Source organism: Marinobacter sp. F4216 (genome assembly GCF_019931195.1).
Classification (GTDB): domain Bacteria; phylum Pseudomonadota; class Gammaproteobacteria; order Pseudomonadales; family Oleiphilaceae; genus Marinobacter; species Marinobacter suaedae.
The window spans coordinates 37466-53824 of the sequence record NZ_JAIOUO010000007.1; the positions used below are offsets into that span (position 1 = coordinate 37466).

At 58.9% G+C, this 16359-nt stretch carries 16 protein-coding genes; 5 read left to right on the top strand and 11 right to left on the bottom strand.

Features of this window, described 5'->3' with window-relative positions:
• Positions 1-54 precede the first annotated feature (54 nt).
• The 8 genes from nth to metG are packed head-to-tail and all read right to left on the bottom strand — an operon-like array spanning position 55 to position 8297.
• Complete coding sequence (nth, locus tag K8I84_RS13990) at positions 55-693, bottom strand: endonuclease III (protein WP_223795402.1); 639 nt, start codon at positions 691-693, stop codon at positions 55-57.
• Positions 694-720: 27 nt separating this feature from the next.
• The gene (locus K8I84_RS13995) at positions 721-1434 is read right to left on the bottom strand and encodes an electron transport complex subunit E (protein ID WP_223795403.1); all 714 of its coding nucleotides are present in this window, start codon (positions 1432-1434) and stop codon (positions 721-723) included.
• Complete coding sequence (rsxG, locus tag K8I84_RS14000; protein WP_223795404.1) at positions 1431-2144, bottom strand: electron transport complex subunit RsxG; 714 nt, start codon at positions 2142-2144, stop codon at positions 1431-1433. The genes K8I84_RS13995 and rsxG overlap by 4 nt, the downstream gene beginning before the upstream one ends.
• A 3-nt stretch (positions 2145-2147) precedes the next feature.
• A complete protein-coding gene (gene rsxD / locus K8I84_RS14005) occupies positions 2148-3200 on the bottom strand; it encodes an electron transport complex subunit RsxD (protein WP_223795405.1) in 1053 nt (350 codons plus the stop codon).
• Between the two features lie 21 nt (positions 3201-3221).
• Positions 3222-5051: an electron transport complex subunit RsxC gene (gene rsxC / locus K8I84_RS14010; protein ID WP_223795406.1), complete on the bottom strand. Its 1830-nt coding sequence runs from the start codon at positions 5049-5051 to the stop codon at positions 3222-3224.
• A complete protein-coding gene (rsxB, locus tag K8I84_RS14015) occupies positions 5051-5629 on the bottom strand; it encodes an electron transport complex subunit RsxB (RefSeq protein ID WP_223795407.1) in 579 nt (192 codons plus the stop codon). Before rsxB ends, rsxC begins: the two co-directional genes overlap by 1 nt.
• A gap of 14 nt (positions 5630-5643) precedes the next feature.
• Positions 5644-6225, bottom strand: coding sequence for an electron transport complex subunit RsxA (gene rsxA / locus K8I84_RS14020; RefSeq protein ID WP_041342626.1), 582 nt, complete (start codon positions 6223-6225; stop codon positions 5644-5646).
• 26 nt (positions 6226-6251) lie between these two features.
• Positions 6252-8297: a methionine--tRNA ligase gene (metG, locus tag K8I84_RS14025; protein WP_223795408.1), complete on the bottom strand. Its 2046-nt coding sequence runs from the start codon at positions 8295-8297 to the stop codon at positions 6252-6254.
• Between the two features lie 197 nt (positions 8298-8494).
• Between metG and apbC the strand changes: the two genes are divergently transcribed.
• The 4 genes from apbC (at position 8495) to K8I84_RS14045 (ending at position 12217) form a co-directional block, all read left to right on the top strand.
• Positions 8495-9595: an iron-sulfur cluster carrier protein ApbC gene (gene apbC, locus K8I84_RS14030; RefSeq protein ID WP_223795409.1), complete on the top strand. Its 1101-nt coding sequence runs from the start codon at positions 8495-8497 to the stop codon at positions 9593-9595.
• A 113-nt stretch (positions 9596-9708) separates the two neighbouring features.
• Complete coding sequence (dcd, locus tag K8I84_RS14035) at positions 9709-10275, top strand: dCTP deaminase (protein ID WP_223795410.1); 567 nt, start codon at positions 9709-9711, stop codon at positions 10273-10275.
• Positions 10272-10871 (top strand): YjaG family protein, encoded by a 600-nt coding sequence (locus K8I84_RS14040; protein WP_223795411.1) that lies wholly within the window; start codon positions 10272-10274, stop codon positions 10869-10871. The genes dcd and K8I84_RS14040 overlap by 4 nt, the downstream gene beginning before the upstream one ends.
• Before the next feature lie 68 nt (positions 10872-10939).
• Positions 10940-12217 (top strand): valine--pyruvate transaminase, encoded by a 1278-nt coding sequence (locus K8I84_RS14045; RefSeq protein ID WP_223795412.1) that lies wholly within the window; start codon positions 10940-10942, stop codon positions 12215-12217.
• Here K8I84_RS14045 and K8I84_RS14050 read toward each other — a convergent pair.
• The 3 genes from K8I84_RS14050 to purM form a co-directional block, all read right to left on the bottom strand.
• The gene (locus K8I84_RS14050; RefSeq protein ID WP_223795413.1) at positions 12214-12960 is read right to left on the bottom strand and encodes a DUF3108 domain-containing protein; all 747 of its coding nucleotides are present in this window, start codon (positions 12958-12960) and stop codon (positions 12214-12216) included. The two genes, K8I84_RS14045 and K8I84_RS14050, sit on opposite strands and share 4 nt — an antisense overlap.
• Positions 12961-13045: 85 nt before the next feature.
• A complete protein-coding gene (gene purN, locus K8I84_RS14055) occupies positions 13046-13708 on the bottom strand; it encodes a phosphoribosylglycinamide formyltransferase (protein ID WP_223795414.1) in 663 nt (220 codons plus the stop codon).
• Positions 13705-14769 carry a phosphoribosylformylglycinamidine cyclo-ligase gene (gene purM / locus K8I84_RS14060; RefSeq protein WP_223795415.1) on the bottom strand — a complete coding sequence of 355 codons (1065 nt, stop codon included), beginning with the start codon at positions 14767-14769 and terminating at the stop codon, positions 13705-13707. The genes purN and purM overlap by 4 nt, the downstream gene beginning before the upstream one ends.
• A 277-nt stretch (positions 14770-15046) precedes the next feature.
• On the opposite strand from purM, the gene K8I84_RS14065 reads away from it, so the two are divergent.
• The gene (locus tag K8I84_RS14065) at positions 15047-16351 is read left to right on the top strand and encodes a DUF2066 domain-containing protein (RefSeq protein WP_223795416.1); all 1305 of its coding nucleotides are present in this window, start codon (positions 15047-15049) and stop codon (positions 16349-16351) included.
• Positions 16352-16359: the final 8 nt, after the last annotated feature.

The following is a 16359-nucleotide window of genomic DNA, read 5'->3' on the forward strand; positions in this document are numbered from 1 at the left end:
CTGATGCCGGCTTTTCTGGTTATGGGGCCACAGCCCTTACGAGACCTCCTGTAGCTAGAGGTAATCCCGCTTCTCCTTGAACTCGCACAGGTCTTCGATCATGCAGGCGCCGCATTTCGGCTTGCGCGCCGTGCAGGTGTAGCGTCCGTGCAGAATCAGCCAGTGATGGGCGTCTAGAAGGAACTCTTTCGGCACCAGTCGAAGCAGGCGCTTTTCCACCTCGAGAACGTTTTTGCCGGGTGCAATGCCGGTCCGGTTCGATACCCGGAAGATGTGGGTGTCCACGGCCATGGCCATATGCCCGAATGCCGTATTGAGTACCACATTAGCGGTTTTACGCCCCACCCCTGGCAATGCCTCAAGCTCTTCGCGTTTTTCTGGTACCTGGCTTCCGTGTTTTTCAATCAGGATGCGACAGGTCTTGATGACGTTTTCGGCCTTGCTGTTGAACAGCCCGATGGTCTTGATGTATTCCTTCAGCCCATCGACGCCGAGCGCCAGAATAGCTTCCGGAGTGTTGGCTGCGGGGAACAACTTGTCCGTCGCTTTGTTTACCCCAACATCCGTCGCCTGAGCCGACAGGATAACCGCGATCAACAGCTCGAACGGGGTTGAGTAATTCAGCTCAGTGGTTGGGTTCGGATTCGCGTCACGGAGCCGGGTAAAAATTTCGGTGCGTTTTTGCTTGTTCATAGCGTTCAGGTCTCAACTTGGCAGGGCTCAGGACACATCACCGGTGACTCGAACGCGCTTGCTGCCCGGGGCCACTGACGGAGCTGCCGCCTTGCGCCGCTCTTCCAGTCGGTTGTCGATGCCATTTTTGAGGGCGATCAACAGACCAAGGCCGACGAAAGCGCCGGGTGGCAGCACCATAAAGAGTACATCCGGGTAGTTCTCGAAGGGGCGGATTACCCAATCTGCGGCGCCCGGCCCCAGAAGCAGGTTCATGTCAGCGAACAGCGTACCCTGGCCAATCAGCTCCCGCAGACCACCCAGCACGATCAGGACGAACAGGAAACCCAGCCCCATCATCAGGCCATCCAGTAAGGCTGGTCCGGGTGTGGTCTTGGAAGCAAAGGCATCGGCCCGGCCGAGGATGGCGCAGTTGGTGACGATCAGGGGAATGAAAATGCCAAGGATCTGATAAAGCTCGTAAGTGAACGCCTGCATGAGCAGTTCGGTACAGGTGACGAAGGACGCAATGATCATGACGAACGCGGGCAAGCGAACCGACTCGCCGACAAAGTTGCGAATCAGGGATACCGCCAGGTTGGATCCCATCAGTACGATCAGGGTGGCCAGCCCAAGGCCGATGGCATTGACCACGGTGCTGGTGACGGCCAGAAGCGGGCACAACCCGAGGACCTGCACCAGTGCCGGGTTGTTGTTCCACAGTCCGTCGTTAATGATTTCTCTGGAGGTCTTGGTGGTCATGATGATGAACGCTCTCCAGTGGTGGAATGGTCTGACAGGGATTGACCGCCATCGTCTCCCTCAGGTGCCTGGCCGTCTGCAGCCAACTGTGAACGTGAACGGATGTCCTGACGATGTTTCCGGAAATAGACCAGTGTGCGCTGAACGGCTTTGACCACGGCTTGCGGTGTTATGGTGGCGCCGGTGAACTGGTCAAACTCGCCCCCGTTTTTGCGCACGTTCCATTTCCGGTAGGGCGGCTCGCCCAGGTTCTCACCGGCGAAGTCCGTAATCCAGTCGGATTTCTTCACCTCGATCCGGTCACCCAGCCCCGGTGTTTCCTTGTGGCTGGTGACGCGCACCCCCAGCAAGGTCCCGTCCATATCCAGGCCAACCAGCAGGCGGATATTCCCGGAGTAACCGTCCGGTGCCACCACGGGCAGAATCATCCCCGTCGGCTCACCATTCTGCCGGGCCACCCAGGCGACGGGGGGAGCAGCGGTGGTCAGATTCTCGTCACCGGGCAACTGGACTCTGTCGTTCAGAAGGTCGTTGTCGTGTTCGCTTTCCGGGATGATCTCGAACAAGGCGCTGGCTTCGGCCCGGGCGGCCTGTTCCTGGATTCGATCCTTGGTGATGGCCTGGGTTACCGCGATGGTGCCCCCGGTAATCAGGGCGAACAGGCCCAGACCAATGGCGCTTCGGCGGACAGATTGTGCAATGGCTGACATGGCTTATCCCCGGCTCCGGCCTGGCACACCACGGCGAGGCTTGTGGTGTCCGTAAGTTCGCGGTGGCGTGTAGTGGTCGATAAAGGGTACGGCGAAATTCATCAGCAGAACGGCGAAGGCTACGGCATCCGGGTAGTTGCCCCAGGTCCGGATGATGTAGATCAGAACACCAATGCCAGCACCGTAAATCAGTTTCCCCTGACGACTTGTGGCCGCCGACACTGGATCGGTGGCAATAAAAAACGCTCCGAACATGGTCGCACCTGCCAGCAGGTGCAGGGATAGGGGCGCGTATTCGTCCGCGTTGCTGCCAAAGGCCAGGCTCATAAAGGCGAGAGCGGCCAGGAAGCTCACGGGAATGTGCCAGGTGATCACGCGTAAACCGATCAGCAGCAGTCCACCCGCAAGGAATGCGCCGTTCACCCATTCCCATCCCAGTGCAACGCCCTCTCCGAAGGTGGGGTGTTCGAGCACTTCAGAGGAGGTGAAGGAGGCAATCTTGTGCTTGTACTCATCCAGGGGCGTGGCCATGGTCCAGCCGTCGATCACCGTCTGCTGGCCTGAGGCGATGGCAGACAGGGTTTCGCCAAATCCTGGAGTATCGCCCCACAGCATGACTGGCTGAGCCCAGTTGGTAGTCATGGCCACCGGAAAGGAAATGAGCACGAGGGCGTAGCCCACCATCGCCGGGTTAAACGGGTTGGAACCAAGCCCGCCGTACAGCTGCTTGGCCACCACAATGGCGGAAATGGCCGCTGTGGCGGATACCCACCAGGGCGTAAACTGCGGTAGCGATAAGCCAAGCAGAAGCCCGGTAACGGCGGCGGTGTTGTCTTTCAGGAAGAAGGCCACGGGCTTGCCGCGCAGTTTGATTACGGCGGCCTCGCTTGCCATGGCAACCCCGACACACCAGACCACATTGATCAGATTTCCCCAGCCAAAGAACAGGGTCTGCGCGAGCAGTCCCGGCAACGCAGCAATAATGACCCACAGCATCACCTGGGACGTCGGGCGGGCCTGGCGGGCGTGAGGTGAAGACTGTTGAACGAACGACATGAATGTTGTGCCTGAAATCGGTTATTCGTTTGATTGGGATTGAGTTTGGCCACCCTGTTGCTGGCGGGCCTCAGCGAGAGCCTCTTCAGCGCGCTTTACACGATCCTGATTTTTGCTGACGGCGCGCTGGAGTTTGTCCACGTTGTCGGCCTCTTTGCTCCGGGCTTCTTTCAGCATGTCCTCCATATTACGGAGCTTGGCCTGGGCCTGTGCCAGTTGTTTTTCGAGGGTTTCAATGTCTGGTGCGTCCGGTGCCGGCTTATCGTGTGCCGCTTCGCTGGTATTGGCTTCTGCCTTGGCCTTCTTGCGAGCCAATGCCTGTTGAACCAGCGCAGCCTTGGCAGCTCGTTCGTCGGTGTCGCCATCTGCCGAGGGCGCGGACTGTTCGGCCTGGGCTTTCTTCTTTGCCTGTGCCTCGGCCGCAGCTTTGGCTCGTTCTTTCCGGCGCTGTTCTTTCTCGCGTTTTTCCCGCTCCAGCCGTTCCTGACGGGCCTCGAAACGCTCCCGCGCTCGATCGGCTTTTTCCTGCTCTGACCGCTGTACACGGATTTCGCCCTTGGCGTGCCGGTAATACTGTACCAGCGGAATGGAGCTCGGGCAGACGTAGGAGCAGGCCCCGCATTCAATGCAGTCGAACAGGTTAAGGTGCTCGGCCTTTTCAAACTCGCCCGCCTTGGCGTGCCAGAACAGTTGCTGCGGAAGCAGTTCCATGGGGCAGGCCAGCGCACATTCGCCGCACCGGATGCATGGCTGTTCTGGCGGTGGTACAGGTAATTCGGCGCTGGTGGCGGCGATCACACAGTTGCTGGTCTTGACCACCGGAACAGCCGCGCTGCTGAGCGTGTACCCCATCATGGGGCCACCGAGCACCAGTCGGTTGGTACGTTCTGCATCGAGGCCGGCCTGTTCCAGGAGGTACGATATCGGCGTACCGATCAGAGCTTCGAAGTTGCCCGGTTCCGCAACGCCTTCTCCGGTGATGGTGACAATCCGGGAAACCAGTGGCCTGTCCTCAAATATTGCGTCAGCCACCGCTACGGCCGTTCCGATGTTCTGACACATCACGCCTATGTCCGCCGGAATGCCACCGCTGGGCACTTCCATCCCGGTCAGGATGTGAATCAGCTGTTTCTCTCCACCGGACGGGTATTTGGTCGGGATTACCGCCAGTTCTATCTGGGTGCCCTGAATGGCCCTGTTGATCGACTCTATGGCCTCGGGTTTGTTGTCCTCAATGGCAATGACACAGCGCTCAGGGCGCAGAATCCAGGCCATGACCTTCATGCCAGCCACGATGTCGGCGGCTTTTTCGCGCATGGTCATGTCGTCGGCGGTGATGTACGGCTCGCACTCGGCACCGTTGAGGATCAGGGTGCTGACTTTTCGGTCCCGGGGCGGTCGCAGTTTGACGTTGGTGGGAAATCCAGCGCCGCCAAGTCCGGAGATGCCGGCCTCGCGAATCAGGCCCAGTACCTGATCCCGCTCGAGGGCCCGGTAATCCTTGATGGGGTGGCGTTTTCTCCACTCATCCTCGCCATCGGGCCGCAGCGTCACACACCAGTCTTGCATGCCCGAGGGGTGGGGGACGGGCTGAAGGCTGATGGCTTCAATAATGCCTGAGGTGGGTGCATGGACGGGGACACCCAGGCCGCTGGTCACTTCGGCCAGTTTGTCGCCTTTCTGAACCCGGTCGCCAACCTTGACCAGAACCTGCGCGGGTTCGCCAATATGCTGTTGCAGCGGGACAACCAGCTGGTCGGGCAGTCCCGCCTGACGAATGGGGCGCTGGGTCGACTGATGTTTGTTCTCGGCCGGGTGGATACCGCCGGGAAACTCCCAAAACTGTGTCATCAGGCTCTGGCTCCCTGGCGGTCGGTGGCGATCAGGTTTTTGGCTGGCGCGGACCAGGTCCAGGTACGGATATCCGGTTCGACGGTAACCATGTCGATGCAGTCTACCGGGCAGGGCTCTACGCACAGGTCACAGCCGGTGCACTCGCTCTCGATGACCGTATGCAGGTGCTTGGCAGCGCCCAGAATGGCATCAACCGGGCAGGCCTGGATGCACTTGGTGCAGCCGATACATTCGTCCTCGCGGATGAACGCGACCCGCTTTTCCTGCTCGACGCCGTGCTCGGCATCCAGCGGTTGGGGCTCCACATCGAGCAGGTCCGCCAGGGCCTTGATCGTTGATTCACCACCGGGTGGGCACTTGTTGATGGCGTCGCCGTCGGCAATGGACTCGGCGTAGGGGCGGCAGCCGGGGAAACCGCACTGGCCACACTGGGTCTGGGGCAGTAACGAATCGATCTGGTCGACCAGCGGGTTGCCTTCAACCCGGAAGCGTTCGGAGGCAAAGCCCAGCAACCCGCCAAACACGAGGGCGAGGGTGAGCAACACCAGAACTGCGATGACAATGCCCGTCCACATACAACCTGCCTCCGTTACACGCTGACCAGGCCGGTAAAGCCCAAGAACGCCAGCGACATCAAACCCGCAGTCACCATGCCAATGGCCGCGCCCCGGAACGCAACTGGCACATCAGACACCGCAATTCGTTCGCGCATGGCGGCAAACAGCACCAGTACCAGCGAGAAGCCAGCTGCTGCCCCGAAGCCATACAGTACCGATTCGACAAAGTTGTTGTTCTTGTTGAGGTTAAGCAGCGCCACCCCCAGTACCGCGCAGTTGGTGGTAATCAGGGGCAGGAAGATACCCAGTACCCGATAGAGCAGGGGGCTGGTCTTGCGTACCACCATCTCGGTGAACTGAACCACCACCGCAATCACCAGGATAAAGGTGATGGTTTTCAGAAAGGCCAGATCCAGTGGCGCCAGCAGGTAGGTATAGGCCAGATAGCTGCACACTGATGACAGCGTCAGAACAAAGGTGGTGGCCAGGGACATGCCCATGGCGGTTTCCAGCTTGCCGGAAACCCCCATGAACGGGCAAAGCCCCAGAAACTGCACCAGTACAAAGTTGTTCACCAGGATGGTGCTCACCAGGATCAGTAGATATTCCGTCATCGGTACTGCTCAGCCTCGCCAGTGAATTACATGATGCGCATGCCGGGCGTCGCGCCGGAGTCCGGTGACAGGATGAAGATATCCTTGCCCCCGGGGCCGGCTGCCAGAACCATGCCTTCGGACAGGCCGAACTTCATCTTACGCGGCTTCAGGTTCGCCACCATGACCGTCAGGCGGCCTTCCAGGTCTTCCGGCCGGTAGGCGGACTTGATGCCAGCGAACACGTTTTTGTCACCGTGGCCGATATCGAGGGTCAGGCGCAGCAGTTTGTCAGCGCCCTCGACGTGCTCGGCTTTGACAATTTTGGCTACGCGCAGGTCGACCTTGGCGAAGTCACCGAATTCGATTTCGTCGGCGACCGGTTCCAGCTTGCTTTTCTCTTCCTGCATGGGGTCTTGCTTGTCGGCTGGAGCGGGCAACTCTTCCCTGGAATCGTCCAGCATCTTTTCAATCTGGCTCATATCCACGCGGTTCATCAGTGGCTTGAACTTGTTGATGTGGTGATTTTCCAGCAACTGCGCGCGGTTGTTCCAGTCCAGCTTGGCGCTGAGGAAATGCTCAGAGGCTTCCGCTGTTTTTGGCAGTACCGGAGCCAGGTATGTCATCAGCAGGCGGAACATATTGATGGCGTTGGTGCAGATGGCCTGCAGCTTCTCGTCCTGAGCTTCCTGCTTGGCGATCACCCACGGCTGCTCGTCGTTCACATACTGGTTGGCGGTGTCCGCCAGTTCCATGATGCGGCGCATGGCGCGGCCAAACTCTCGGGCTTCGTAGAATTCTTCAATTTCCTTGCCGGCATCGATGAATTCCCTCAGGCGTTCGACTTCTGTCACCTGACCGAGCTGTCCGTTGAACCGCTTGGTGATGAATCCGGCACTGCGGCTGGCAATGTTGACCACTTTGCCAACCAGGTCGGAGTTCACCCGGGCGGCGAAATCTTCCAGGTTCAGGTCCATGTCATCGACACCGCTGGTCAGCTTGGCGGCGAAGTAGTAACGCAGGTATTCCGGATTCAGGTGATCCAGATAGGTGCGCGCCATGATGAAGGTGCCACGGGACTTGGACATCTTCTTGCCGTTCACGGTCACAAAACCGTGGGCCCAGACCGCGGTTGGTGTGCGGAAGCCCGCATCGTGCAGCATCGACGGCCAGAACAGGGCGTGGAAGTTGATGATGTCCTTACCGATGAAGTGGTACACCTCGGCGGTGGAATCGGTCTTCCAGAAGTGCTCGAAGTCGATATTTTCACGGTTACACAGGTTCTTGAAGCTGGCCAGGTAGCCGATGGGCGCGTCCAGCCACACGTAGAAATACTTGCCCGGGGCATCCGGGATTTCGAAACCGAAGTAGGGGGCATCCCGGGAGATGTCCCATTCCTGCAGTCCGGCATCCAGCCATTCGGCCAGCTTGTTGGCTACCTGCGGCTGCAGGGTGCCGCTGCGGGTCCAGTTTGCCAGGAAGTCAGCGAAGTCCGGCAGTTTGAAGAAGTAGTGTTCGGACTCCTTCTCGATCGGCGTGGCGCCGGACACGGCAGAAACCGGGTTGATCAGTTCTGCCGGGGTGTAGGTGGCGCCACAGGCTTCGCAGTTGTCGCCGTACTGGTCTTCGGTTTTGCACTTGGGGCAGGTGCCTTTAATAAACCGGTCTGCCAGGAACATGTTCTTTTCAGGATCGTACGACTGGGTGATCTTGCGCGTGGCAATGTGGCCGTTTTCCTGAAGCTGGCGGTAGATGTACTCGGAAAACTGACGGTTCTCTTCCGAGTGCGTGGTGTAATAGTTGTCGAACCGAATGTGGAAACCGGCGAAGTCCTGCTGGTGTTCCTCGCGAATCCGGTCAATCAGCTGCTCGGAGGTAATGCCCTCACGCTCGGCTCGCAGCATGATCGCCGTACCGTGGGCGTCGTCGGCGCAAACGTAGTAACAGTTCTGGCCCCGCATGTTCTGGTAGCGTACCCAGATGTCGGTCTGAATGTATTCCAGCAGGTGACCCAGGTGAATCGGGCCGTTGGCGTAGGGCAGTGCGCTGGTAACCAGAATGTCGCGCTGTTGCTTTGCACTCGCTTGCGTCATGGTGTGTCCGAACCTTTCATCAGAAAATAAGGGGTTGTGTGGTCAGAAACGGGCACAAATGATACCTTCCGCCCAGATAATTTTCACCCAGATCACCTGTTTCCATGCCATTGGAAGCCCTGAACGGCAGGTAATTGTTTATACGCCGTTCTTTTCACGGCGTCGGAACATCGCTTGAGACACTTTCGGAGACCCCGATGACACAGATTTCAGAGCAGGCTCTGCAGGCGGCCATCAAAGAATATCGTGACCCGTACCTTGGTAAGGATTTGTACGAACTTGGCGCTGTTAAAGCCCTTGAATCCAGTGAATCCGGTGAGGTTAAGTTGGTGGTTGAGCTGCCATATCCGTCAGCGGGCATTGCCGGCGCCCTGAAGCAGCTGGTGGCCGTGGCGCTGGAAAACGTTGACGGTGTGGAAAGTGCCGACGTTCAGGTAGGCCAGAAAATCCATTCGTACAAGGTGCAGAAAGATCTTCCTTCTGTTCCGGGTGTGAAGAACATCATTGCTGTGGCATCCGGCAAGGGTGGAGTGGGTAAATCCACGACAGCTGTGAATCTGGCGCTCGCGCTGCAGGCCGAAGGGGCGCGGGTAGGCATCCTGGACGCCGACATCTATGGACCCAGCATTGGCATGATGCTCGGTGTGCCCGAGGGCAAACGCCCGGATACCCGGGAGAACAAGTACTTTGTGCCTATGCCGGTGCATGGCCTGCAAGCCAACTCCATGGCCTTTGTGGTGACCGAGAAGACACCCATGGTCTGGCGCGGGCCGATGGTGAGTGGCGCCGTGTTGCAGTTGCTGCAGCAGACGCTCTGGGATGAGCTCGACTATCTGATCGTGGATATGCCACCGGGCACCGGCGACATTCAACTGACTCTGGCCCAGAAGGTCCCCGTGACCGGAGCGGTGATTGTGACCACGCCGCAGGACATTGCCCTGCTGGACGGTAAGAAGGGCATCGAGATGTTCCGTAAGGTCGACATTCCGGTGCTGGGTGTGGTCGAAAACATGAGTGTGCACATCTGCAGCAACTGCGGACACGAGGAGCCGTTGTTCGGTCACGGTGGTGGTGAGCGGATCGCCGAGGAGTACGACACCGAGCTGCTGGGCCAGTTGCCGCTGCACATGACCATCCGTGAGCAGACGGATGGCGGTAATCCCTCAGTAATTGCCGAGCCGGATTCCGAGGTGGCGCTCCGCTACCGGGACATTGCCCGCCGGGTTGGTGCTCAGCTTTCCTCCCGGGAGCGCAATCTAGGTGGGTCGATTTCCAGTGTGTCGGTGACTGAGCACTGAGCCTCGGAACGAGTGCGCAGACGCCCATTGGGGCGCCATTCGCACCTTCGACAGGTTGCCGAGTAACGGGTAAACTACGCCTCAATTTTTCAAGTGGAATGAGACTTCTACCAATGAGCATCAAGTCCGATAAGTGGATTCGCCGTATGTCCGAGCAGCAGGGCATGATCGAGCCGTTTGAATTCGGTCAGGTCCGTGAGTCCGAGAAAGGCCGGGTTATTTCCTACGGTACGTCGAGCTACGGCTACGACGTGCGTTGCAGCAACGAGTTCAAGATCTTCACTAACGTTCATTCGGCGACCGTGGACCCGAAAAACTTCGACGAAAACAGCTTCGTGAACTACACCGGTGATGTGTGCATCATTCCGCCGAACTCGTTCGCACTGGCACGCACCGTGGAATATTTCCGTATCCCACGCAACGTGCTCACCATCTGCCTGGGCAAATCCACCTATGCCCGGTGCGGTATCATTGTGAACGTCACGCCGCTGGAGCCCGAGTGGGAAGGTCAGGTGACTCTGGAATTCTCCAACACCACCAACCTGCCGGCAAAAATCTACGCCAACGAAGGCGTAGCCCAGATGCTGTTCTTCGAATCCGATGAGGTGTGTGACACCAGCTACAAGGATCGCGGTGGTAAATACCTCGGCCAGACCGGCGTAACCCTGCCCAGGACATGAACGCCAACCAGTTTCTGAAAGCCGTTTCCCAGTTGCAGGGATGGCGCGAATGCGCCTTCCTGCTGGCCCTTGCCGAGCGTTCGTTTCCCAATTACGCACTGTTTGCTGACGCCGTCGGTCTGAAAACCGGAGCCAAGATGCGGCAGTTGCTGGATCTTGGCTGGGATCTGCTGCAAGACAGCTCAAGCGAGGCGGCAATTCCGCAGCTGCTGGCCAGGCTCGAAGGCCTGTCTCCAGACGTTGATGCTTACGACGCCTACGGTGTCTATCCCGCGTTTGATTTCTGCCAGTTGATGGAGCAGGCGCTGCTGAATCGCCTGAATCCGGCCCGTCATCGTGCCTCCGAGGCTTCACAGCTGGCAACCTCGACAGTCGTCAGCTTTATCGAGGTCTCGGAGGGGGATGAGCTCAGCGAGGATGATCTGGTGCGCGTGCTGGATCATCACCCGTTGATGAAAGAAGACAAGGCTTTTCAGCGTGATCTCGTGTTGTCGCTGAAGCGTCAGCGAACGCCAACCGAATCTTTCGTAGAGAAACTCAGGGATGATGCGGCCAATGGCGGTGTCAGTAATCTGGGGATTGCCCTGGGCGACTGACCCCGGGCTACACTTTTCCTGCGGCGTGCGCCGTTAATCCATCTGGTGTGTTTGACAGGCTGTTCTCAATGAAACTCTCCACCTTTGGACGCAAATTTACCGCCGATGCCGGCATTACCTCCCTGATGGACGATCTGGGCAATGCCATGGCGTCCGGTGATGACATGATCATGATGGGGGGAGGTAACCCCGGACACATCCCTGAAATACAGGAGCGGGTCCAGTCCATACTGGCGGAACTGAGCGCCAGCGACCAGCATGTCCGCCGCCTGGTGGGTGTGTACGATCCGCCCCAGGGAGAGAAACAGTTTATTTCGTCGCTGGCGGATCTGCTTAACCGGGAGTATGGCTGGGGGCTGGAGCCTGAGAACATTGCCTTGACCAATGGCAGCCAGGCCGCCTTTTTCATGTTGTTTAACATGTTCGGCGGTGACTACGGCAACGGCCAGCGCAAGCACATCCTGCTGCCACTCGCCCCGGAGTATATTGGTTATGCCGACGCAGGTATCGAACCCGGGCTGTTCCGGGCGGTCCAGCCGGATATTTCCTTCACCGACGGGCATGAGTTCAAGTATCGCGTCGATTTCGACGCCGTTGAGGTAACCGGTGAGACGGGCGCTATTTGTGTGTCCCGACCGACCAACCCGACCGGGAATGTGGTGACGGATGACGAGCTGGCGCGCCTGGAGGCCTTGGCGCGGGAGCACGACGTGCCGCTGATTGTCGATGGTGCCTACGGCACCCCGTTCCCGAGCCTGCTGTTCGTGGATGCGAAACCCACCTGGAATGACCAGATTATTCTGTGCCTGAGTTTGTCCAAGCTCGGGTTGCCGGCGGCGCGCACGGGCATCGTGATTGCTGCAAAACCAGTTATCAAGGCGTTGTCCGGTATCAATGCCATTATGAATCTGGCCACAGGAAGCTTCGGGGCGATGCTGGCGGAGCCACTGGTACGTTCCGGTGAAATCCTCAGTCTCAGCCGTGATGTAGTGTGTCCGTTTTATCGCGAGAAAATGGAAAAGGCGGTGGGGGTGTTCCATAACGCCATGGGCGAGGCGGACTGCCGCTGGTATATCCATAAGCCCGAAGGCGCCATGTTCCTGTGGCTCTGGTTCCCGGATCTGCCTGTGACCAGTCTGGCGTTGTATCAGCGGCTAAAGGCCAGGGGCGTACTGGTGGTGTCTGGTCACTACTTCTTCCCCGGATTGCCGGATGACGACTGGCGTCATCGCCACGAATGCCTGAGGGTCACCTATTCCCAGGACGATGACCGGGTGGCCGAAGGTCTTCGGATTATCGCCGATGAAGTGAAGCGGGTCTGGGCCGAGCACCGGGGCGGGGCTTAACCCCCCACCTCGGATTGGGTGAGTCGCAACTGGTAGGTGCTGCCGTCCGGCTCCACCTGCCGGAGCTGAATAAGCAGGTAGTCCCGTTCCGGCGCAAACCACATCAGGGTTTCCCGCTTGGAGTCTTCCTCCCGAATCTTTTCCGCCTTCAGGGTAGGGGTGGAGCCGTTTGAGGTGTCCAGAGGTTCCTGATCAATGATGGCAAAGCGGTCTGTGTCGTACCGGTTTCCATCAATCACTCGGTAGGTCATGTCTTTCTGGCCGCGCTTTATGTCCTGGCTGAGTTGCAATTGAAGGCCCAGCGGATCGAGCGCGCCGTCTTCCAGATCCAGAGTAAAGTCCTTGTTTTTATATTCGCCGGTTGCCTTGCCGGACTCCCAGTCAAAATTGATGGACTCTTTCCGGTCCCTGATCAGAAAGCCCGAAAGCCGGTAGCGATAGCGGATCGGAATCACCCGGTTGTTTTGCCAGCGGAGCACCAGGGATTCATCAATGTCTGCGATGAACGAATCAACTTTGGTGCGGTAGAGCCAGGTCCCATCTTCACGGGGTGAGAGTGTGCGGGTGGCGGTGCCATCGATGGCGACGCCCTTGTTCATGGAGGCGGTGTAGGTCACCTCATAGGGGAGCAGTTCGGTTTGTTGCTCGGCGTGGGCTGCCGTAGGTAGAGCGCCGGCACTGACGACCAGGAGCCAGGCGGTGAAGCGGGGCAGCGTTTTAGCGGGTGTGCGATACGAATCCATGTGTGGTAACCCAAAGCTGTCACAGTTAGCGACAGTTTAGCGGGTTACCACGCAGGAAGGGATGACAATACGTTCAGGGTGGGGATCAGTTATCAGGCAGTCGCATCGGGCTTTTCAGGAGTTCGCCATCAAACATGGCGAAATCGCTGCCCAGCTGGATGCGGCCCTCGCAGAACCAGCGAATCACGATCGGATACAGCACGTGCTCCCGGGCCTGAACCCGCTCTTCCAGGGACTCGGCGGTGTCTTTCGGCAGAACCTGGACCTCGGCCTGAGCGATGACTGGGCCGCCGTCGAGTTCTTCGGTCACGAAGTGAATCGATGTCCCGTGTACGGCTTCCCCGGCATCCAGCGCTCGCTGGTGGGTGTTCAAGCCGGTGTACTTGGGCAGCAGTGACGGGTGCACGTTCAGCAGCTTACCCCGGAAGGCTCGTACGAAATCGGTGGTCAGGATTCGCATGAAGCCGGCGAGCACGATGAGATCCGGGTTGTGGCGGAGGATCTCTGCCATCAGGGCACCATCGAACTCTTCCCGTGACTGGTACTTGGTGTGGTCAACCACGAAGGTTTCGATGTTGGCCTGTGCTGCCCGTTCCAGCGCAAATGCCTGGGGCCGGTTGCAGCCAACGGCGACAATTTTGCCCGGGAAATCACGCTCCCGGGATGCATCAATCAGCGCCTGAAGGTTTGATCCACTGCCGGATGCCAGGATCAGAATGCTTGGCTGAGGTGCTGGATCTGCCTTCATTTATTCAACAGCCCCGGAGCATAGCGAACGACGGCGTCGGTGTCGGTGTCTTCGGATTGTTCAATAACGCCTACCTGCCAGGCATGTTCACCGAGTTCGGTAAGGGTATTTAGCGCCTGGTCTTTCTGGTCGGCCGGTACGCAGACAATCATGCCCACGCCGCAGTTGAAGGTGCGGTACATCTCCTCGCTTGCCACGCCGCCCGCATCTTTCAGCCACTGGAATACGGGAGGCAGGGTCCAGCTGTCGGTATCGATAGCGGCAATGGCACCTTCGGGCAGGACCCGGGGAATGTTCTCGGGCAGACCGCCACCGGTGATGTGAGACAGCGCGCGCACATCGACCCTGCGAATCAGCTCCAGCAGGTTCTTCACGTAGATGCGGGTCGGCGCCATCAATGCATCGGCCAGGGTGGTATCGCCCATCGGCTGGTTCAGGTCAGCGTTGCTTACTTCCAGAATCTTGCGAATCAGTGAGTAGCCATTGGAGTGAGGGCCGGAGGAACCCAGGGCGATCAGCGCATCACCTGCCTGCACCCGGCTGCCGTCGATGATTTCGCTGCGCTCGGCCACGCCCACGCAGAAGCCTGCGAGGTCGTAGTCGTCGCCTTCGTACATGCCGGGCATCTCGGCAGTTTCGCCACCAACCAGCGCACAGCCAGCTTGCTCGCACCCGGTGCCGATTCCGGCAACTACCTGGGCAGCCACGTCCACGTTGAGCTTACCGGTGGCGTAGTAGTCGAGGAAGAACAGAGGCTCTGCGCCGCCCACCACGAGGTCGTTCACACACATGGCCACCAGGTCGATACCGATGCTGTCGTGCTTCTGGAGTTGCATGGCCAGGCGCAGCTTGGTGCCCACGCCATCGGTTCCGGAGACCAGTACCGGTTCTTTATACCCGGTGGGAATGGACACCATGGCGCCGAATCCGCCGAGACCGCCAAGCACTTCCGGGCGTCGTGTACGTGCTGCCGTATCCTTGATCCGGTGGACGAGTTCGTTACCGGCATCAATGTCAACGCCAGCATCACGGTAGGTAAGGGAGGGCTTCTGTTCGCTCATGGGGAGTCATTAACCGTTGGCAGTGGAAAAGTAGGCGGCGAATTTTACCAGTTGCGGGATGGGGGGCCAAATGTAATTGAGCTTTGTTGAGTGGGGCTTTGCGAGTTGCCAAGTGGCTGGCAATATTGCTCTTATGCAATTGTTGGTTGCTACTCACGCTTTGGGCCATGGTGTATCCTATGCGCCATTCATCCGAACACCAGGGTATTTCATGTCTGTATCACGATCAGGACCACTTCCAGCCTGTTTTCGCAGGCTGGTCATGCAGGTTGCCGCTATGGGTATTTTGTTCGCGGCATATGCTTTCCCGGCCTCGGCGGTCACCGTGCCCGGCCTTTATTCGGTTGAGGTTCCCGTCAGTGGTTCCTCGCCCCAGCAGCTGGCGGTAGGGTATGCCGACGGTCTGGCAAGAGTATTTGTGCGTGTGTCCGGCTCGCGGGATGTTCTGGAACTCGAGGGCATTGAGGCGTTGTTGGATGATGCTGAGTCCCTGTTGTTGTCCTATCAGTTTTTCAGCAACGAGGCGGGTGGAAACCGACTGCAGATGTCTTTTGGTGCGGTGGGTGTCAATCAGGCCCTGGCCTCCATCAATGCCCCAGTCTGGGGGGCGAATCGCCCGCTGACGCTGGCCTGGGTAGCTGTCGAGGACCGCGGCGCCCGGACCTTGCTCACGAGCAGCCCGGTGCCACCCGATGCGGATCCCGCGATGCCGGCTATTGCCTGGCGGCAGGCTTTTGAACAGGCCTCCAGCGATCGGGGGCTGCCGGTGGCACTGCCGCCAGAGGTCTATCGGGGCAACCGGGAATTGCTGTCGGATCTCTGGGGTCAGTTTATTGGTCGCATCCGGGACGCGTCGGACAGCCTGGATCATGATGCGCTTGCGTTGGTGCGTGTGAGTCGAAGTGGTGGTGCGTGGCGCGCGGGCTGGGTCTTTGAAGGCATGTCTATGGATTCCGCCGAGCAATCGGTGACTGCAGCAACACCGGAAGCGCTGGCCCGGGAAGTGGTGAATCGCTGGGCGGATCAGTACGCCAATCGCTATGCCGTTTCTGCCGCGGATGTGGGCGAATCGCCGCAGGTGGACATTGTGCTCCGTGGTGTAGGCTCGCTGGCGGACTATGGTTCGGCAACGAAAGCCCTGCAGGGTCTCACCCCGGTTACCAGGGTCGGTGTCAACCGTTTGAAGGAGAATCAGTTGACCCTGCGGGTGGCGTTCTCCGGTGAACTGGACCAGCTCAAGGAATACATTGCCCTCGATACCCGTTTCGTGCCGCTTGAACAGCAGGAAGTGGCATCCCTGCTTAGCCAGCCCGCGGCAACTTCGGAGCCGGCGCAGGAAAGTGTTCCTGCCCAGTCCCAGGAAAGTGAGGCAAATGAAGGGAGTGAAGTGGCCGATGGAGCGGTTACCGGAGGCGACGGGGAAGTCGGAGCACCGGCGACGGAGTCAGCTACATCACCTGTAGCCTACGAATCGGCGGAAGTCGATGAGCAGGAGGCTGAGCAAGCGTTCGAATCCCTCTATCAGGTACTGTATTATCGATGGCAACCTGGTTCGGTCATCGGAACGGGTGACGGAGAGTAAGGCGGTTC